Annotated in this window: 20 protein-coding genes; 15 read left to right on the top strand and 5 right to left on the bottom strand. The window is 71.2% G+C overall.

The annotated features are described in order from the left end of the window. Positions 1-24: 24 nt before the first annotated feature. Positions 25-492 (bottom strand): RDD family protein, encoded by a 468-nt coding sequence (locus ACIQPR_RS43445; RefSeq protein ID WP_403661276.1) that lies wholly within the window; start codon positions 490-492, stop codon positions 25-27. A gap of 198 nt (positions 493-690) precedes the next feature. Here ACIQPR_RS43445 and glnA point away from each other — a divergent pair, with 198 nt between their 5' ends. From glnA to ACIQPR_RS43420, 5 genes are all read left to right on the top strand, one after another. Next, entirely contained in the window at positions 691-2,100 is a 1,410-nt protein-coding gene (gene glnA, locus ACIQPR_RS43440) for a type I glutamate--ammonia ligase (RefSeq protein ID WP_403661273.1), read from the top strand. Positions 2,101-2,198: 98 nt separating this feature from the next. Further along, the gene (locus ACIQPR_RS43435; RefSeq protein ID WP_403661270.1) at positions 2,199-2,456 is read left to right on the top strand and encodes a hypothetical protein; all 258 of its coding nucleotides are present in this window, start codon (positions 2,199-2,201) and stop codon (positions 2,454-2,456) included. A 63-nt stretch (positions 2,457-2,519) separates the two neighbouring features. Next, a complete protein-coding gene (locus ACIQPR_RS43430; protein WP_403661267.1) occupies positions 2,520-3,770 on the top strand; it encodes a hypothetical protein in 1,251 nt (416 codons plus the stop codon). Positions 3,771-3,892: 122 nt separating this feature from the next. Next, the gene (gene htpX, locus ACIQPR_RS43425; RefSeq protein ID WP_403661264.1) at positions 3,893-4,816 is read left to right on the top strand and encodes a zinc metalloprotease HtpX; all 924 of its coding nucleotides are present in this window, start codon (positions 3,893-3,895) and stop codon (positions 4,814-4,816) included. A gap of 2 nt (positions 4,817-4,818) precedes the next feature. Then, positions 4,819-5,412, top strand: coding sequence for a hypothetical protein (locus ACIQPR_RS43420; RefSeq protein WP_403661261.1), 594 nt, complete (start codon positions 4,819-4,821; stop codon positions 5,410-5,412). 92 nt (positions 5,413-5,504) lie between these two features. Here ACIQPR_RS43420 and ACIQPR_RS43415 read toward each other — a convergent pair whose 3' ends face one another. After that, entirely contained in the window at positions 5,505-5,798 is a 294-nt protein-coding gene (locus ACIQPR_RS43415) for a hypothetical protein (RefSeq protein ID WP_403661258.1), read from the bottom strand. A 262-nt stretch (positions 5,799-6,060) separates the two neighbouring features. On the opposite strand from ACIQPR_RS43415, the gene ACIQPR_RS43410 reads away from it, so the two are divergent. Next, positions 6,061-6,576, top strand: a complete 516-nt coding sequence (locus ACIQPR_RS43410; RefSeq protein ID WP_403661256.1) for a DUF1269 domain-containing protein — start codon at positions 6,061-6,063, stop codon at positions 6,574-6,576. 8 nt (positions 6,577-6,584) lie between these two features. Here ACIQPR_RS43410 and ACIQPR_RS43405 read toward each other — a convergent pair whose 3' ends face one another. After that, positions 6,585-7,925 (bottom strand): DUF2252 domain-containing protein, encoded by a 1,341-nt coding sequence (locus ACIQPR_RS43405; protein WP_403661253.1) that lies wholly within the window; start codon positions 7,923-7,925, stop codon positions 6,585-6,587. Between the two features lie 244 nt (positions 7,926-8,169). On the opposite strand from ACIQPR_RS43405, the gene ACIQPR_RS43400 reads away from it, so the two are divergent. Next, complete coding sequence (locus tag ACIQPR_RS43400) at positions 8,170-9,354, top strand: winged helix DNA-binding domain-containing protein (protein ID WP_403661250.1); 1,185 nt, start codon at positions 8,170-8,172, stop codon at positions 9,352-9,354. A 131-nt stretch (positions 9,355-9,485) separates the two neighbouring features. On the opposite strand, the gene ACIQPR_RS43395 is transcribed toward ACIQPR_RS43400, so the two are convergent. Continuing rightward, positions 9,486-9,800 (bottom strand): hypothetical protein, encoded by a 315-nt coding sequence (locus tag ACIQPR_RS43395; RefSeq protein WP_200716533.1) that lies wholly within the window; start codon positions 9,798-9,800, stop codon positions 9,486-9,488. A 164-nt stretch (positions 9,801-9,964) separates the two neighbouring features. On the opposite strand from ACIQPR_RS43395, the gene ACIQPR_RS43390 reads away from it, so the two are divergent. The 8 genes from ACIQPR_RS43390 (at position 9,965) to ACIQPR_RS43355 (ending at position 18,182) form a co-directional block, all read left to right on the top strand. Beyond that, positions 9,965-10,342 (top strand): arsenate reductase family protein, encoded by a 378-nt coding sequence (locus tag ACIQPR_RS43390; protein ID WP_403661247.1) that lies wholly within the window; start codon positions 9,965-9,967, stop codon positions 10,340-10,342. Between the two features lie 114 nt (positions 10,343-10,456). Then, a complete protein-coding gene (locus ACIQPR_RS43385) occupies positions 10,457-11,134 on the top strand; it encodes a hypothetical protein (RefSeq protein ID WP_403661244.1) in 678 nt (225 codons plus the stop codon). 388 nt (positions 11,135-11,522) lie between these two features. After that, entirely contained in the window at positions 11,523-12,551 is a 1,029-nt protein-coding gene (gene glnII, locus ACIQPR_RS43380) for a glutamine synthetase (protein ID WP_403661241.1), read from the top strand. Between the two features lie 339 nt (positions 12,552-12,890). After that, positions 12,891-13,433, top strand: coding sequence for a winged helix-turn-helix domain-containing protein (locus ACIQPR_RS43375; RefSeq protein WP_403661238.1), 543 nt, complete (start codon positions 12,891-12,893; stop codon positions 13,431-13,433). Positions 13,434-13,492: 59 nt separating this feature from the next. Beyond that, positions 13,493-14,521: an SDR family oxidoreductase gene (locus tag ACIQPR_RS43370; RefSeq protein WP_403661235.1), complete on the top strand. Its 1,029-nt coding sequence runs from the start codon at positions 13,493-13,495 to the stop codon at positions 14,519-14,521. Between the two features lie 23 nt (positions 14,522-14,544). Further along, positions 14,545-15,813, top strand: a complete 1,269-nt coding sequence (locus ACIQPR_RS43365; protein WP_403661232.1) for a histidine kinase — start codon at positions 14,545-14,547, stop codon at positions 15,811-15,813. Next, positions 15,798-16,451, top strand: coding sequence for a LuxR C-terminal-related transcriptional regulator (locus tag ACIQPR_RS43360; RefSeq protein WP_403661229.1), 654 nt, complete (start codon positions 15,798-15,800; stop codon positions 16,449-16,451). Before ACIQPR_RS43365 ends, ACIQPR_RS43360 begins: the two co-directional genes overlap by 16 nt. 183 nt (positions 16,452-16,634) lie before the next feature. Continuing rightward, a complete protein-coding gene (locus tag ACIQPR_RS43355; RefSeq protein WP_403661226.1) occupies positions 16,635-18,182 on the top strand; it encodes a DUF1996 domain-containing protein in 1,548 nt (515 codons plus the stop codon). A 111-nt stretch (positions 18,183-18,293) separates the two neighbouring features. Here ACIQPR_RS43355 and ACIQPR_RS43350 read toward each other — a convergent pair whose 3' ends face one another. After that, a complete protein-coding gene (locus ACIQPR_RS43350) occupies positions 18,294-18,695 on the bottom strand; it encodes a hypothetical protein (RefSeq protein WP_403661223.1) in 402 nt (133 codons plus the stop codon). Positions 18,696-18,718: the final 23 nt, after the last annotated feature.

The raw sequence follows: 18,718 nt of genomic DNA, 5'->3' as shown, positions 1-18,718 counted from the left end.
GCCCCTTCCGTCGAACGACTGCTGCTAGATCCGCACTTCCACCGTGCGCGCCAGCCGGTCGTGGAGGCCGCGGCCGTCGCGGTCCCAGATCAGGGCGGGTACGGCGACGCAGAGCAGGGCGGAGCGGATCAGGGCGCGGAGGGGGCTGGGGCGACCGGTGCCGAGGGCGTGGACGCGGAGGCCGAAGAGACGCTTGCCCGGGGTGAAGCCGATCGTGCCGACCGTGAGGGTGCTCAGGACGAAGAGGATGAGCAGGGCCCAGTTGCCGGTCGCCTGGTTGTAGCCGTGGGTGAGCAGGCCGTATGCGATCAACAGGCACAGGGCCCAGTCGACGGCGAGGGCGCCGAGGCGGCGGCCCGGGCGGGCGATCGAGCCGGGGCCCTCCTCGGGCAGGCCGAGCCGCTCGCCGCGGTAGCCGAAGTCGACACCTGCCCGCTCCGCCGCCGCCCGGGGGCCGGAGAGCCATGAGCCGATTGCATCCCTGTTGTCCACCCGTCCACGGTACTGCCCCCGTTCTGCCATGCGGACAGGAGGGGCCAGACGGGCCAGGAGCGGTTAACTTGAGCGAAACAAATGGGTCACGCCTGAGAAATCCCCCGTCCCTAAGGTCGGGTCCAGCGTGTGCCACCGCACTGGCCGCACGAACGAACTACCACCCCGGCACGGACGGTCGGGAGTAGGAGGAGCTGGATGTTCCAGAACGCCGACGAGGCCAAGAAGTTCATCGCGGACGAGGACGTCAAGTTCATCGACGTCCGATTCTGCGACCTGCCGGGTGTGATGCAGCACTTCACGCTGCCGGCGACGGCCTTCGACCCGGATGAGGAACTCGCCTTCGACGGCTCCTCGATCCGCGGCTTCCAGGCCATCCACGAGTCCGACATGGCGCTCCGCGCCGACCTGTCGACCGCGCGCGTGGACCCCTTCCGCCGCGACAAGACGGTCAACATCAACTTCTTCATCCACGACCCGATCACGGGCGAGCAGTACTCCCGCGACCCGCGCAACGTGGCGAAGAAGGCCGAGGCGTACCTCGCCTCCACCGGTATCGCCGACACCGCGTACTTCGGTCCCGAGGCCGAGTTCTACGTCTTCGACAGCGTGCGCTTCGAGACCAAGTCGAACGAGGCCTTCTACCACATCGACTCCGAGGCCGGCGCCTGGAACACGGGTGCGGTCGAGGACAACCGCGGCTACAAGGTCCGCTACAAGGGCGGCTACTTCCCGACCCCGCCGGTCGACCACTTCGCCGACCTGCGCGCGGAGATCTCCCTGGAGCTGGCCGCGTCCGGCCTCCAGGTCGAGCGCCAGCACCACGAGGTCGGCACCGCCGGCCAGGCCGAGATCAACTACAAGTTCAACACGCTGCTCGCCGCGGCCGACGACCTCCAGCTCTTCAAGTACATCGTGAAGAACGTGGCCTGGCGCAACGGCAAGACCGCGACCTTCATGCCGAAGCCGATCTTCGGCGACAACGGCTCGGGCATGCACGTCCACCAGTCCCTGTGGACCGGCGGCCAGCCCCTCTTCTACGACGAGGCCGGCTACGCGGGTCTGTCGGACACCGCCCGCTACTACATCGGCGGCATCCTCAAGCACGCGCCGTCGCTGCTCGCCTTCACCAACCCGACGGTGAACTCGTACCACCGCCTGGTCCCGGGCTTCGAGGCGCCGGTCAACCTGGTGTACTCGCAGCGCAACCGCTCCGCCGCGATGCGCATCCCGATCACGGGCTCCAACCCGAAGGCCAAGCGCGTCGAGTTCCGCGCGCCCGACTCCTCCGGCAACCCGTACCTCGCCTTCTCCGCCCTCCTCCTCGCGGGCCTGGACGGCATCAAGAACAAGATCGAGCCGGCCGAGCCGATCGACAAGGACCTCTACGAGCTGGCCCCCGAGGAGCACGCGGGCGTCGCCCAGGTCCCGACCTCCCTCCCGGCCGTCCTCGACCGCCTTGAGGCCGACCACGAGTTCCTCCTCGCGGGCGACGTCTTCACGTCCGACCTGATCGAGACGTGGATCGACTACAAGCGCACGAACGAGATCGCCCCGCTCCAGCTGCGCCCGCACCCGCACGAGTTCGAGCTGTACTTCGACGTGTGACCGGACCGGTCGAACCGATCGTCGGGTGCCCCCGTCTCTCTTCGGAGGGGCGGGGGCACCGTCGTACGCGTGCACAGTGTCAGGGGAGGGCTACGGGGATGGGTCAACAGGACGACGAAGAGCGCGAGTTCGACCTCAAGTGGGCCGACGGTGCCGAGTACAAGGAGCCGTCCGCGCGGGCTCGGATGCTGGCCGCTCGGTGGAAGGCGGACCCGCCGGGACCGGTGCCGTTCCGTGGGGAGCCGGAGGGGGGCGGGGCGCGGCGGTCGTCGTGGGTGTCGACGGTGGTCGTGCTGGGGAGTGTCGCCGCGGTGGTCGTGCTGCTGGGGTGGGTCAAGTTCCGGGCGCCGTACTAGAGATGGGGGCGGACAGCGGGCCGGGAGTGGTCGCCGCGGTGCGGCTCGCGCGGGGGGGAAGCGGTGCGGGACGTGCTCGACGTCCGCGATCCGCGGGCGTGGCTCGGGCTGGACGAGGGGGTGCGCGCGGGCGAGTTCTGCTGTCCGCCGGACATGGTGGCGCGGGAGCGGATGCCCGGCGCCCGTGAACTCACCGGGATCCTGCGCGGTCCGGGGCCGCTCGCCGAGTCCCTGCTCGCGCTGGCCCTGTGTCACCGGGACGGCCGGGTCAGGCGGGCGGCGCTGGACCGGACCGCGGGGCACCCCGTGCTGCTGCCGCTGGTCGTGCTGCGGTGTGCCGATTGGGCCGCGCCGGTGCGCGACCGGGCCCGGCAGCGGCTGGCCGAGGGCCTCGACGCGCCGACCGCCGTCTCGCTCGCGCCGATCATCCTGCGCGTCGGCCGCCGGAACCGGGCGGACTTCGCCATCGGCCTGCTCGACGAGATCCTGCGCCGGGCGCCCCTCGACCGGCTCGCCCCGCTCTGGTCCGACGCCGACCGCGCGGTCCGCCGCCACGCCTACCGGCTGGCCGTCGAGGAGGGGCGGCTCTCCCTTGCCGAACTCGCCCGCGCCGCCGCGCGGGACACCGACGCCGTCGTGCAGACCCTGTGCGCGGACGCCGCGCTGGCCGGTGCGGCGCGGAGCGGGGCGTACGACGAGGTGTTCGGGCCGCTGCTCGGGGCGCGGAGTCCGCGGGCCCGGTCCGCCGGGGTCACCGCGCTGCGGCCGGCCGGGCGGGCCGAGCTCGCGGTGCGGTTCCTCGCCGACCGGGCCGCGGTCGTACGGGCCTGTGCGCGGTATGTCGTACGGCAGCAGGGGATCGATCCGCTGCCGTTGTACCGGGCGTGGTGCGCGGTGCCGGAGCCGGTGCCCGGGGCCGTGATCGGGCTGGCCGAATGCGGTGGGCGGGCGGATGCCGAGGTGCTGTGGACGCTCGTCGGCCATCCGGCGGGCGCGGTGCGGGCGCGGGCGGTGGCCGGGCTGCGGACGCTGGACGTGACGGACGTACGACGGTTGCGGCCGCTGCTGGAGGATCCGGTGGCCGGGGTCGTGCGCGAGGTGACGGCCGCGCTGTTGCCGTCCGCGGAACTGGTGCCCGAGGAGTGGCTGACGGAACGGTTGGGGGCACGGTGGCTCCGGCCGGTGCGGATCGCCGCGTTCCGGTTGCTCGACGCGCGGGGCGGGGACGTACGACGGCGGGCTGCCGAGGCCTTGACGGACGATCCGGACGGGAAACTGCGCGGATGGGCCGAGCACGCCGTAAGGCGGGGGTGAGGAACGGGCCCGGACGCACAGGCACCTTTTGCTCCGCCTAGGGCCGATCAGGACCGCTTCATGGGAGAGGGCGGGTGCACACTGGGCGGTGGGACGAGTGCCTGACTGCGGGGTGATGGCAGATGCAGAGCCGCTTCCGGAGCGACCGGCGGCTGACCGTGCGTATGGGTCTGACGCTGTTCCTGCTCGGGCTGTTGTACGTGGCGTTCGTGGCCGCGCTGATCGTGTTGCTGAAGTCCTGGGTGCTGGTCGTGGTGCTGGCCGGCGGGCTGCTCGTCGCGCAGTACTGGTTCTCCGACCGGATCGCGCTGTACGCGATGAAGGGGCGGCTCGTGGACCGGGAGGAGTATCCCGATCTGCACGGTGTGATCGACCGGCTGTGTGCCGTGGCCGACATGCCCAAGCCCGTCGTCGCCGTCTCCGACATCGACATGCCGAACGCCTTCGCCACCGGGCGCAATGCCGACAACGCCGTCATCTGCGTGACCACCGGACTGCTGCGGCGGCTGGAGCCGGCCGAGCTGGAGGGTGTGCTCGCGCACGAGTTGTCGCATGTGGCGCACAAGGACGTGGCCGTGATCACGGTGGCCTCGTTCCTCGGGGTGCTCGCGGGGCTGATGGTGCGGTTCGCGTTCTACTCGCAGATGTTCCGGGGGCGCAAGGACCAGAACACGCTGGCCGTCTTCGCCGGGATCATGGGGGTCTCGGCGGCCGTGTACGCGATCAGCTTCCTGCTGATCAGGGCGCTGTCCCGGTACCGGGAGCTGGCGGCGGACCGGGCGGCGGCGCTGCTCACCGGGCGGCCCTCGGCGCTGGCGTCCGCGCTCACCAAGGTCGACGGGGACATCGCCCGGATCCCGACCAAGGACCTGCGGACCGCGCAGGCCTTCAACGCCTTCTACTTCACACCGGCGACCGGCACCGAGCCCGGCCTCGCCAAGTACTTCTCCACGCACCCGAGCCTTGAGCAGCGGCTCGACCAACTGGGGCGGATCTCCGCCGAGTTGGGTGAGGCGGCGGTGCCCGGCATCGACAAGGCGGGCTGAGGATGGGGCTGTTGGACATCCTGCTCGGCCGTACGAAACCGGTCGCCCCCGATCTCGACCAGCTGTTCGCGCTGCCCTCGGCGGCGGTGACGCTGGAGGCGGCGGCCGGCTTCCGGGCGACCGGGCGCGGTGCGGTGTGCTTCGCCACGGTGGAGGGCGGGGCGTTCGAGCAGACGCACCGGGAGGTCCAGGCGCTGCTGGACGCGGACGCGGAGCGCACCGGTCCGCCGGTGGAGCTGACCCAGGACTCCTACGGCTACTCCTGGCTCGTTTCCCACCGGGCCCCCGACGAGCTCTCCGCGCTGGTCAACGATCTGCACGCGGTCAACAGCGCGATGGAGGTCAACGGCTTCGGACCCCAACTGCTGTGCTCGCTGGCCGGATTCGAAGAAGGAGGGGCCGACGGGGGACGGCGGCTCGCCCTCGTCTACCTCTACAAGCGCGGCACGTTCTTCCCGTTCGCGCCGCTGGCCGGTGCCGGGCAGCGGCGCGACAACTCACTGGAACTACAGGTCAAGTCGATGCTCGGCAACGACCTGCGGATCGAGCAGGATCTCAGCCGGTGGTTCCCGGTGTGGGGCGCGCCCGGGTTGTGAGCGGCGGCCCACACCGGGCCCAACTGGTCTCCTCTGGCTCTCACTTGTCGTTCTTGCCTGTTGCTCTTGCTTGTCGTTCTTGCTTGTTGCCCTTACTTGCTCTTCTCGCGTGCCTGTCGGCGTGACTCCAGGGGGCGTTCGCGCTGGTAGCGGCGCTCCCACTTGGCCTGCTTGTCGCGGCGGTCGCGGTAGGCGCGGTAGCTCGACGGGGTCGCTCCGCCTCCCGAGGAGGAGCCCGAGGCCGACGCCGAGGTGGACGACGACGAGGAGTCGCGGCCGTACTGCACGTACAGGAAGAGGACGGCGACCGCGGCCAGCCACCAGACGTGGTTGCCGAAGCCGAAGACGACCAGGACGACGGTCCCGGAAATGACGATGGTGCCCATGACGGGCCTCCGTGGGCGTGGGTGTGTACGAGCGGTGCTCTGTTGTGGACGCGACGGGGCGCTGGGGGAGGGCGTCCGGCCGTCGGTGCGTAGAGAGTAGCCCTGAGTCCGCGAGGTGATGCCCGCCCTGCGGAAAGCGGTGGTGGGCTGCTCCGCAACGTGCGTCCAGCGTAGGGGCGCGATCACTCGGCGTGCATCTCCTTTTTGGGCGGCCTAGAGTCGACCCCGTCTGTACAAATACCCACATAAGGGGTGAACCCCGATGAGTGATCTCTTCGTCGTCGCCTACGACGACCTCGCCACCGCCAACCAGGTCCGGGAGAAGCTGTTCGAGCTGTCCAAGGGGCATCTCGTCGAGCTGGAGGACGCGGTGGTGGTGGAACGGCGCGAGGACGGCCGGATCAAACTGCACCAGGCCGTCAACCACACCGCCGTGGGCGCGGCCGGGGGCGCCCTGTGGGGCGGGGTGATCGGGCTGCTCTTCCTGGCGCCGCTGCTCGGCGCGGCGGTGGGCGCGGCGGCCGGTGCGGCCGGGGGCGCGTTCACCGACACCGGTATCAACGACAACTTCATGAAGGACCTCAGCCAGAACCTCCGCCCGGGTGCCGCGGCCCTCTTCGTCCTGGTCAAGCAGGCCGCGCAGGACAAGGTGATCCCGCAACTCACCCCGTTCGGCGGCCAGTTGGTGCAGACCTCGCTGAGCAAGGCCGACGAGGACCATCTGCGGGAGGCCATCGCGGCGACGCGGGACGCCGGGTCGACCGAGTCGGCTTCCTGAGAGCGCCCTCAGATCCCCGGTGACGCCTTCACCACCCCCGCCGCCACCGCCGCGTCCAGTGTGGCGTGGTCGGTGGCGGTCTGGGTGGCGTAGGCCGAGGCGAAGTCGGCCACCGCGTCCTCGAAGGTGTCGGTGCCGCCCAGGTAGGCGGCGATGGCGATGCGGTCGCCGGAGCGGGCGTGCGCCCGGGCCAGCGCGGTGCCGCACAGGCGGCCGTAGGCGAGGAGTTCGGACGGGTTCATGCCGGCCACGTCCGCGGAGCCCTTCATGTCGCGCAGCTGGCGCCAGTAGAAGGCGCGGCCCTGCGGTCCGGTCATCCAGCCGAGGAAGATGTCGCTGGCGGCCTGGAGCAGGCGCTGGCCCGCGACCACCCGGTGTCCGGGGTGGACGTACGGTCCGCTCGGCAGGTGCTCCTCCAGTACGGACTTCCGCGCCTCCTTGATCTGGAGGAACAGCGGGTCGTCCTGGTCGCGGCCGGCGAGCAGCACGATGAAGCAGCGGGTGCCGACGCTGCCGACGCCGACGACCTTGCGGGCGGCGTCGACGAAGCGGTAGCGGTCCAGGAGCAGGCGGCGCTCCTCGGAGAGGGTGGAGCGGTAGTCGCTGAAGATCTTGCGCACCGCGGCCATGTCCGAGGCGCCGGCCGGTTCCAGGAGGGGCGGGTCGTGGACGATACGGCGGCGGCCGTCGACGGTCTCGGTGAGTTTGCCCACGGCGTGCAGGCTGGTGCGGCGGCGGGCGCGGGTGAGGCTGGACTCGACCCGGCGGCGGTTGCGGGCGGAGCGGACCAGGGGCAGCAGGCTGTCGGCGTCGATCCGGTCGTACCAGACGGCGAGTTCGCCCTTGCGGGCCAGGGCGCGCAGCGCCGTGCGGTACGTGGCGGTCGCCTCGCGTGCGGCGCGGTGGGCCTTCGTGTCGCCGTGGCCGTTCTCGCGGGCGGCGACGGCGATGCTGGCGGCGAGGCGCTTGACGTCCCACTCGAAGGGGCCCGGGAACGTCTCGTCGAAGTCGTTGAGGTCGAACAGCAGGGCGCGTTCCGGGGAGGCGTACAGCCCGAAGTTGAGGAGGTGCGCGTCGCCGCACAGCTGCACGGTGAGCCCGGTGTGCGGCTGGGACGCGAGGTCGGCGGCCATCACGGCGGCCGAGCCGCGCAGGAAGGCGAAGGGCGATGCGGCCATACGGCCGTAGCGGATCGGGAGGAGTTCCGGGAGGCGGTCGCGGCCCTGGCGTTCCAGTACGGCGACGGGGTCGGGGCGGTCCACGGAGGGGATCCAGCCGGCGTGCGCGGAACGGGCGACGCGTTTGCGCGCGGCGCGGCCACGGTCGGCCCGGTCGGCCGGTGTGGTCATGTGCCGTGTCTTTGCATGCTGTCGCCTCCCGGGGTTTCACCGCGCTGTTGCTACGCAGTGAAAGCCGGGGCAGCGGCGGACGCATGCCGGACGGAGCGGTCGGGTGAACCGGCGCCGTCGCCCGCCCCTCCTGCCACCCACGCTCTCGCCCACTCCCCCCTGCCACCCACGCGGTCGCCCGCCCGCCCCGCCACCCGCCCGTCTACTGTCGGTCGAGCAGTCACCCCTTCCAGCGGAGGCCCGGATGAGCAGCACCCCGCGTCACATCGCCCCGGCCGAGCGCCGCGCCCGCCTCGCCCTCCGCCACCGTCTGACGCGGGCCGGCGCGGCGGCCCGCCCGGAGGACGTCGCCGACTCCCTCGTCGCCCTGCACGGCACCGACCCGGCGACCGTCTGCCTCGCCGTCGGCGCGCGGCTCGCGGACCCGGCGGGCACCGTCGAGGAGACGGCCCGCGCGCTGTACGAGGACCGCACGCTGATCCGGATGCACGGCATGCGGCACACCGTGTTCGTGTTCCCCGCCGAACTGACCGCCGTCGTGCACGCGTCGACCGGACTCGCCGTCGCCGCGCGTGAACGGGCCTCCCTGGTCAAGGACATGGCGAAGGCGGGCGCTCCGGACGCGGTCTGGCTGAAGGAGGTCGAGGACGCGACGCTCGCCGCGCTGGCCCGGCGCGGGCAGGCCACGGCGGCCGAACTCGCCGAGGACGAGCCGAGGTTGAGGGAGCAGTGGGTGTACGCGCCCGGGAAGAGCTACGAGGGCGTCCACACCCTCTCGACCCGGCTGCTGAGGGTGCTGGGGGTCGAGGGGCGGATCGTGCGGGGCCGTCCGCTCGGCGGCTGGACGTCGAACCAGCTGCGCTGGGCGGTGGCGCCGCCGCACCCCGAACTGGACGTCAGCGAGGCCCAGTCGGCCCTGTTGCGACGCTGGCTGACGGCCTGCGGCCCGGCCACCGAGGCCGACCTCAAGTGGTGGACGGGATGGCGGGTGACGGAGGTCCGCCGGGCGCTGGCGGCGATCGGCGCGGAGCCGGTGTCCCTGGAGGAGGGCACGGGGTACGTCACCGCCGGGGATCTCGCCCCGCCGGCCGGCCCCGTCGCACCGTGGGCGGCCCTGCTGCCCTCGCTCGATCCGACGGCGATGGGCTGGCAGTACCGGGACTGGTATCTGGCACCGGAGTTGCGCCCCGCGCTGTTCGACGGCAGCGGCAATGTGGGACCCACGGTGTGGTGGGACGGGCGGGTCGTGGGGAGCTGGGCCCAGCGGCCGGACGGGGAGATCGCGTGGCGCGTGCTCGACCGGACGGGCATCGGCGGGGAGGCCGAGGCGGCGATCGGGGAGGCGGCGGAGCGGTTGCGGGGGTGGGTGGGGGCGACCCGGGTGACGCCGAGGTTCCGGACGCCCGTGGAGCGGGAGTTGTCGGCGTAGGAGGGTGTCGTAGAAGCGGGGGTCCGGGGGCGGCAGTGCCCCTGGGCTCCTGCGGCGGCAGCCCCCGGAGGCCGCCCCTGCGCCGGCGCCGGACGCCCCGAGAACACAGGGCACCCGGCGCCGCGCCCACCTCAGCGCGAGTAACGCATCAGCGCCCGCACCATGTGACACGTCGTGTCCGAGGGCGCGTGGACCCCGATCAGTTCCGCCGTGCTGCGGATCGTCTCGTTGCGGGCCTGGTTCGGGACGTAGACGCCCGAGTCGAGCAGGGCGATGGCCAGCCGCATCGCCTTGAGGCGGCGGTTGTGCGTGACGTACCACTCCCGCGGGCGGCCCGGCGGCAACGGCCGCTTGGCCACGGGCACGTAGGGCAGGTCGAGTTGGACGGAACGCTTCGCGGTGGACTGGGTCGGCAGCGGCTTCGGCTTCAGTGCGGCAGCGGGCACGGACATCCTCCTGTCGCGGTCAGGGCGCCGTCCGGACCCCCCGGCGACACCCTCGAACACTGCTTCTATTCTACTGCCCACCACTGACAAACGCCCTGGCCACAACGGCTGTTGAGGTCGCTGTGACGCAGGTGGAGAACGGGTTCTCGCGTACCGTGGCGCCCATGGAGATCTGGATCAACCCCGCCTGTTCCAAGTGCCGCGGCGCCGTGAGCCTGCTCGACGCGGAGGGCGCCGAGTACACCGTCCGCCGCTACCTGGAGGACGTGCCGAGCGAGGCCGAGATCAGGGACGTACTGGAGCGGCTCGGGCTCGAACCGTGGGACATCACCCGCACCCAGGAGGCCGCGGCGAAGGAGCTGGGGCTCAAGGACTGGGCGCGGGACGCGAGTTCGCGGGCCCGGTGGGTGACCGCGCTGGCCGAGCATCCCAAGCTGATCCAGCGGCCGATCATCACGGCGGACGACGGCACGGCCGTGGTCGCGCGCAGTGACGAGGCCGTACGGGAGGCGCTGTCCCGGGAGGGGGAGCGCGGCGACTGATCGACAACTCTCTTGTGGCGTACGTCACTTCAGTGACTTCTGTGTCGGATGAGTTACATCGTTCGGTATCCCGTACATAGCGGCGAACGGTCCCCTACCCCACAGGAGCCGCGCATGTCGCGCAGGAGAACTGCCAGTACGAAGAAGAAGCTGGCGTTGCTGGTCACCGCCGCGGCGGTCGCCGGAGGCGGGGCCTTCGCTCTCGCCACCACGTCGAACGCGTCGCAGCCGTCCGCCCAGAACGCCAGGACGCTGTCCGCGGCGAACTCGACGGTCTGCCAGGGACTCGCCACCGCCCTCGGCAACAACCAGAGTTTCATCGCCGGCCAGAAGGCCAGCCCCGACGCCCAGTCGGCGGCGCGGATCGCCAACCGCGAGGCGGTCATCGCGCAGATCAAGGTGCAGCAGAAGGCGTCCGGTTGTGCGGTTGGGGAGTCGGCTCAGGGCTCCCAGACCACGCAGCCGGCGCAGTCCGCACCCGCGGCGACGGCCACCCCCAAGGCGACCCCTCCGGCCGGCAACGCCGGCAGCGGCGCCGCCGCGGGCAGCCAGGTGTGCAACGGCTCGACCGTCACGCTCTCCGGCGAGGCCGGCGCGCCGGCCGCGTCCAGCAACCAGTTCCCGGCGGGGACGACGCTGAAGGTCACCAACCTGGACAACAACAAGTCCACGACGGTGAAGGTGACTTCGGTCTCCGGGAGCTGTGTCCTGCTGAACAACGCCGCTTTCGAACAGGTCCGTGAGCCCGGCAAGTTCCTCATCCGCCGTGCTCTGATCCAGAAGGTGGGGTGACGCCCAAGGTCCCAGAGAACCGGTGAGGTGACGGCCCATTCGCCCGGGCCGCCACCAGGTGCGTGTCACAGGTCCCGCCGCTTCCGGCCAGAAGCGGCGGGACCGACGCGTCCGGCCGCGCCGTGGCCGACCCGTCGCCAACCCCGTCGCCAATCCCATCGCATACGAGCCGTCCGGCCGCTCCCGTCTGCGACTGCGAACGGTCGGCGGGGGCACTGGCGGGGTGAATCGCGCCACAGCACCACCAGGTAACACGGGGTTCACACTTGGGCAATGATCGGGAAATCGCATGTTGACAGGCTGCCCGGCATGAATCGCGGCGCTCCAGTGCCGCTGCGCCGCAGCACCCGCAAGTGCGACGAATGACCCACCCCGAAGGATGTGGCCCGTGACCTTCAAGGCTGAGTACATCTGGATCGACGGCACCCAGCCGACGGCCAAGCTCCGTTCCAAGACGAAGATTCTGGCCGATGACGCCAAGGGTGCCGAACTCCCGATCTGGGGCTTCGACGGGTCGTCCACGAACCAGGCCGAGGGGCACTCCTCGGACCGCGTGCTCAAGCCGGTCGCCAGCTTCCCGGACCCGATCCGCGGCGGCGACGACATCCTCGTCATGTGCGAGGTCCTCGACATCGACATGACGCCGCACGAGTCCAACACCCGTGCCGCGCTCGCCGAGGTCGTCGAGAAGTTCGGTTCCCAGGAGCCGATCTTCGGCATCGAGCAGGAGTACACCTTCTTCGACGGCTCGCGTCCGCTGGGCTTCCCCGAGGGCGGCTTCCCGGCCCCCCAGGGCGGCTACTACTGCGGTGTCGGCGCCGACGAGATCTTCGGCCGCGAGATCGTCGAGGCCCACCTGGAGAACTGTCTGAAGGCGGGCCTCGCGATCTCCGGCATCAACGCCGAGGTCATGCCCGGCCAGTGGGAGTTCCAGGTCGGCCCGGTCTCCCCGCTGGAGGTCTCCGACCACCTGTGGATCGCCCGCTGGCTGCTCTACCGCACCGCCGAGGACTTCGGCATCTCCGCGACCCTCGACCCCAAGCCGGTCAAGGGCGACTGGAACGGCGCGGGCGCGCACACCAACTTCTCCACCAAGGCGATGCGCGAGGGCTACGACGCGATCATCACCGCGTGCGAGTCCCTCGGCGAGGGCTCCAAGCCCCTCGACCACGTCAAGAACTACGGCGCCGGCATCGACGACCGCCTCACGGGCCTGCACGAGACCGCCCCGTGGAACGAGTACTCCTACGGCGTCTCCAACCGCGGTGCCTCGGTCCGTATCCCGTGGCAGGTCGAGAAGGACGGCAAGGGCTACATCGAGGACCGCCGCCCGAACGCCAACGTCGACCCGTACGTCGTGACGCGCCTCATCGTCGACACGTGCTGCTCCGCCCTGGAGAAGGCCGGCCAGATCTGATCCGCCCCGGACTCGCGCGAAGGGCGCCCACCGTCGAGGTGGGCGCCCTTCGCGCTGTCGCCCTTCCGTCAAGGAAGCGTCCAAGCTGTGAGAGGAGGGTCCTGTTGCGGGCGGGTGTCTGCTTCAATGGGCCCATGGGCAACTACCAGAAGTGCGGAGCGACGGGTCGCCACGACCTGGAGCCCTTCTGGCCTTCCCGTCAGCACCATGACTTCGACCGGGTGTGTTGTCGCGCGAAGAACGCGCCGGCCCTCTAAAGCCGTACACCCCCGGCCTCCGGCCTGCGCGACTCGACGTACGTCCCTCGACGAACCTCTCGCGCGAAAGAGCTGACCTCTCATGGCGATCATCCACTCTCTGCCCTCCCCCGCCCCGACCGGTACGCGCAACCATCTGCGCGCCGTCGACCGGGACGAGGTGATCGACGTGGCGGAGTTCCTGCCGCCGGGTGCCACCTGGCTGCCGGCCCCGCCGCACACCCTGCCCACCTTGCCCGGACAGCCGCCGATGGTCGGGTACCTCGTCCTGATCCCGGCCGACAGCCCGCACCTCGTCCCCACCGCGGCCGTGGACGCGCCCCAGGACGGCGAGCCCCTGGTCCGGATCGACACCGTGCAGCGCACCGCCCAGCTCAAGGGCGAGGAACTCGACCTCACGTACCTGGAGTTCGAGCTGCTGGCCCACCTGGTGGCGCACCCCAACCGGGTGCACACCCGCGACCAGCTGGTCACCACGGTGTGGGGCTACGGGCATGTGGGCGACGGCCGTACCGTCGACGTCCACATCGCCCGGCTGCGCCGCAAGCTGGGCGTCGAGCACCGCAAGGCGATCCAGACCGTGCGCCGGGTCGGGTACAAGTACACGCCGCCGACCGCGCGTTGATCGTCTGCTGACGGCAGATACACGTTCCGTCGCACGGGCCGCGCTGGCAGGGTCGTCGTATGAGACTTCTGGTGCTGGGCGGTACGGAGTTCGCGGGACGGGCCGTCGTGGAAGCGGCCCTCGGGCGGGGCTGGGAGGTGACCGTCCTCAACCGGGGCCGCCACGCACCCCCGGCCGGGGTGCGGGTACTGCGGGGCGACCGCACCGCGCCCGGCGGACTCGACGCCCTGGCCGGAGGTGAGTGGGACGCCGTCGTCGACACCTGGTCGGCGGCGCCCCGCGCGGTGCACGAGGCCGCGCGGCTGCTCGCCGGGCGGGCGGGCCGGTACGTGTACGTGTCGAGCTGCTCGGTGTACGCGTGGGCGCCGCCCGCCGGGTACACCGAGGACGCGCCCGTCGTCGAGGGCGCCGAGCCGGACGCCGGCCCGACGGACTACGCGCGTGACAAGCGGGGCGGGGAGCTGGCCGCGCTCGCCGCGTTCGGGGCGGAGCGGTCACTGTTCGTGCGGGCGGGGCTGATTCTCGGCCCGTACGAGAACATCGGGCGGTTGCCGTGGTGGCTGACCCGGGTCGCCCGGGGTGGTCCCGTGCTGGCGCCGGGGCCCCGGGAACTGGCGCTCCAGTACGTCGACGTGCGGGATCTCGCGGAGTGGGTCCTCGGGTCGGTGGAGCGGGAGTCGAGCGGGCCGTACAACGTGATCTCGCCGCGGGGGCACGCGACGATGGGGTCGTTGCTGGAGGCGTGTGCGCGGGTCACCGGTTCGGCCGCCGAGCTGCGGTGGACCTCCGCGGACGTCGTGCTCGGGGCGGGCATCGAGCCGTGGACCCAGCTGCCGGTGTGGATCCCGGACGGCAGCGAGGGGTACGGCGCGCTGCACTGCGCGGATGTGTCCCGGGCGGTGGGGACCGGGCTGAGCTGCCGGCCCGTCGAGGAGACGGTGGCCGACACCTGGGCGTGGCTGCGGGGCATCGGGGGGTCGGCGCCGCGGCGTCCGGACCGGCCGCCGGTGGGGCTCGACCCGGCCGTGGAGGCGACGGTGTTGACAGGCACACCCCTGTCAGGGGGGCCGGGCCCCGTGACCTCGTAGCGGCGCTCGGTGAGACTGGGCGCATGGACACCGACAGCGGGACCGGGCGGGCGCGTGCCGTTCTCACGGCCGGGCTGCGCGCGCTCGGCCTCGCTCTCCTCGCGCTGTGCGGATCGCTCGTCCTCCTCGTCCTCACGCTCGTCTCCCTGCTGCTGATCCCCGCCGGTGCCGGGCTGATCACCACCCCCTGGGTGCTGGCCGGTGTGCGCGCGCACGCGGACCGGCGGCGGCTGCTCGCCGCGCGGTGGTGCGGGGTGCGGATCCCGTCGGCGTACCGGGCGGTCCCGGCGGGGGCGAAGCCGTGGACGCGGACCTTTCGGCTGCTCGGCGATCCCGCCGTCCGGCGGGATGTCCGCTGGCTGCCGGTGGACGCGGTCGCCGGGTTCGGCACCGCGCTGGTGCCCGCGGCCCTGGTGTTCTGTCCGCTGGAGGGCTTCGCGTTGGCGTTCGGGCTGTGGCGGGTGTTCACGGACGGGACGTATGTGGGGTGGTGGTACGGGTTCGTGCCGGTGAGCGGGCAGGGCAGCGCCTCGCTGGCCGGGCTGCTGGGGGTGGTGCTGCTCGTCGCCGCCGGTTTCCTCACTCCCGCCCTGCTGCGGGCGCACTTCCTGCTGACCCGTGCCGTGCTCGCGCCGGGGCGGGGTGAACTCACCGAGCGGGTAAGGGTGTTGACCCAGTCGCGGCGGGACGCGGTGGACGCCTCGGCGGCCGAGCTGCGGCGGATCGAGCGGGATCTGCACGACGGCGCGCAGGCCCGGCTGGTGGCGGTGGGGATGGATCTCGGGACCGTCGAGGCACTGATCGAGCGGGATCCGGCGAAGGCCAGGGAACTGCTCGCCCGGGCGCGGCGGTCGTCCGCGGAGGCCCTGGGCGAGCTGCGCGACCTGGTGCGCGGTGTCCATCCGCCGGTGCTGGCGGAACGCGGACTCGGGGACGCCGTAAGGGCGTTGGCGCTGCGGTCGCCGGTGCCGACGGAGGTGGCCGTGGACATCGGGGGCGGCCGGGCGGCGGCGCCGGTCGAGTCGGCCGCGTACTTCGCGGTGAGCGAGGTGCTGACCAACGCGGTCAAGCACTCCGGTGCCGGGCGGATCCGGGTCGAGCTGCGCCACAGGGAGGGGATGCTGCGGATCGCCGTCACCGACGACGGCGGGGGCGGTGCCGTGGTCGGGGCCGGTTCGGGACTCTCCGGTGTCGGGCGGCGACTGGGTACATTCGACGGCGTCCTGGCCGTCAGCAGCCCCGCGGGCGGTCCCACCGTGGTGACGATGGAGATTCCGTGCGTGTTGTCCTAGCCGAGGACCTGTTCCTGCTACGGGACGGTCTGGTACGGCTGTTGGAGGCCTACGGCTTCGAGATCGCCGCCGCCGTGGAGAGCGGGCCCGAACTCACCACGGCGCTGGCCGAGTCGGCGCCGGACGTGGCCGTGGTCGACGTACGGCTGCCGCCCACGCACACCGACGAGGGCCTCCAGTGCGCGCTGCGGGCGCGGCGGGAGCGGCCCGGGTTCCCGGTGCTGGTGCTGTCGCAGCACGTGGAGCAGCTGTACGCGCGGGAGTTGCTGGCCGACGGGAGCGGCGGGGTGGGCTATCTGCTGAAGGACCGGGTCTTCGACGCGGAGCAGTTCGTGGACGCCGTACGGCGGGTGGCGGGCGGTGGGACGGTGATGGATCCGCAGGTGATCCAGCAGTTGCTGGCGCGGCGGGCGGCCGACGACCGGCCGCTGGGGCGGCTCACGCCCCGGGAGGCCGAGGTCCTCGAACTGATGGCGCAAGGCAGGTCGAACGCGGCCATCGCGGGGCAACTCGTCGTGACGGAACGGGCGATCGGCAAGCACACGTCCAATATTTTCGCCAAGCTGGGACTGGAGGTCTCCGACGACGACAATCGTCGCGTGCTGGCCGTATTGGCGTATTTGGACCGGGGACGCTGAGCACTAGCTGTGAGTCGATCACAACTGCTGGTGTTTAAGGGCCAGTTGAGAGGGGACCTACCCAGGAACCTCTCATCAATTTATGAGACGGCTGAACACTCCTGAGACTCCCTGCGTATCAAAGGGCGCCGCTTCACTCCTGTCGGGCGCCTCGCTGCCCCGCAAGGAAGTCAGAGGAGTTCCATGGGACGCAATGATCGTAAACGCCGTACGCCGCTGGCCACCAAGGCCATTGCCGCATCGGCTGCCCTAGCGCTCGGTGGGGGCGGGCTGCTCTGGGCACAGATGAACGCTTCGGCGCATGAGTCCAACTCATCGGGCCAGAACACCACGAAGGCCGCCGCGGCCAGTGCTGTCGCGACGATCGCCTGCCCGGACGTCGGCCAGCAGCTGACGAACGTGCCGCAGAAGGCTCGTCAGGGTGTCGCCACCGAGTTGGCGAACCTCGACAAGCAGATCACCGAGGCCTACGCACGGCTCGCCTCGACGCGCCAGGCACAGGCCAACGACCCGAGCTTCGTGCAGAACGCGATCGTCGGCCCTCTCAAGGAGAAGCGGGCCGCGACGATCGACCGCATCCGCATCGACATCCAGCGAGTGGGCGGCACTGTCAACGCGACCGCGTTGGCCCAGCTCGCCGCCTGCACGACGCAGGCCGCCAACACCACGACCGCCGGCGGTCAGAACAACAACAACGGCGGTGGCAAGAACAACAACGGCGGCCAGAACAACGGCGGTCAGAACAACGGCAACACCGCCGCACCGAGCGCCAGCGCCTCCGCGCCCGCCGCGGGCAACGGTGGCCAGGGCGGCAACGGCCCGACGGCCGCGGACTTCGTGGACATCACCAAGGTGGCCCCGAACGTCCAGGCCAAGCCCCGGAACCAGGCTCAGGCCTCGACGGGCAGCTTCACCACCCGGTGCGGTGTCAACGCCAACAAGAACCACAACACCGACAACGTCATCGTGGCGCCCGGCGTGACCAACGGCGCGCACCACGAGCACGACTACGTCGGCAACCAGAAGGTCAACGCGTTCTCCACGAACGACTCGCTGCTGGCCGCCCCCTCCAGCTGCCAGAACCAGAGTGACCTCTCGTCGTACTACTGGCCGGTGCTCCGTGTGCAGGACGGCACGAAGGAATTCGACGCCAACGCGCAGGGCGGTGGCCTCGAAGGCAACGTCGGCAAGATCCTGACCGCGCAGTCGGCGCAGATCAAGTACGTCGGTTCGCCGGCCAGCAAGGTCGTCGCGATGCCGCAGTTCCTGCGCATCATCACCGGTGACGCCAAGACCCTCACCAACGGTCTGGCCAACGCCAACGCGCACTGGAGCTGCACCGGCTTCGAGAACAAGGTGCAGCTGACGGAGCAGTACCCGATCTGCCCGCAGGGCAGCAACGTGGTCCGCACCTTCGCCTTCCAGAGCTGCTGGGACGGCGTGAACATCGACAGCGCCAACCACCGTACGCACGTGGCCTTCGCGGACCCGGCGAGCGGTGTCTGCGGGAACGGCTTCAAGGCCATCCCCCAGCTGACGATGCGCCTCGTCTACAAGGTCACGCCGCCGACCATCCAGAACGGCGTGGTCAAGAACGCCTACGCGGTGGACGGCTTCCCGGAGCAGCTGCACAAGGCGTCGACCGACCACGACGACTTCATCAGCGTCACCAAGAACAACCTGGCGGCGACGATCGCCAACTGCATCAACACCGGCAAGAAGTGCCAGTAGGCGCGGCTAGCGGGTAGCACCTGGTAGTACGAAGCGGGCGGTGGGATTCTCCCACCGCCCGCTTTCGTGTGTCCCGCCGTGTCCCCCAAGGGCAGTTCGCCCGAAGGGAGTTCAGCTGGTGTGCTTCGAGTGGTCGGTGCCGATCTCCTCGTCGCCGCCGAGCGTCGTCTGGAGCTTCTTGACGATCTTGTCGGTGCCGACGGCGACCCACTTGCGGCCGACGAGGTAGAAACCGCCGTAGTCCTTCGCGTCGTTGATCCACTCGCGCTGGCCGCGGTCGGTGGCGAAGGTCGCGAGGACGAACTTGCCGTAGCTCATCGTGCAGATGGCCTGGCGGAGTTCGTCGGCGTCGGTCTGGATGTCGGGCGTGCACTTCACCTTGGCCGCCAGGCTCTCCAGGCTGCCGGTGGCCGCCGTCGGTATGGTCGCGGCCTTGGTGTCGGCGCCGCAGCCCACCAGCGCCAGCGCCGCCGTGGCGCCGGCCACCGCGAGCATCGGTCGGGTCAGCCTCATCTGTCGTTCCTCCGGTAGTCCGG

This window comes from Streptomyces sp. NPDC091280, from assembly GCF_044768565.1.
In the GTDB taxonomy this organism is placed as follows: Bacteria; Actinomycetota; Actinomycetes; order Streptomycetales; family Streptomycetaceae; genus Streptomyces.
This window is presented reverse-complemented; position numbering and strand designations above follow the sequence as displayed.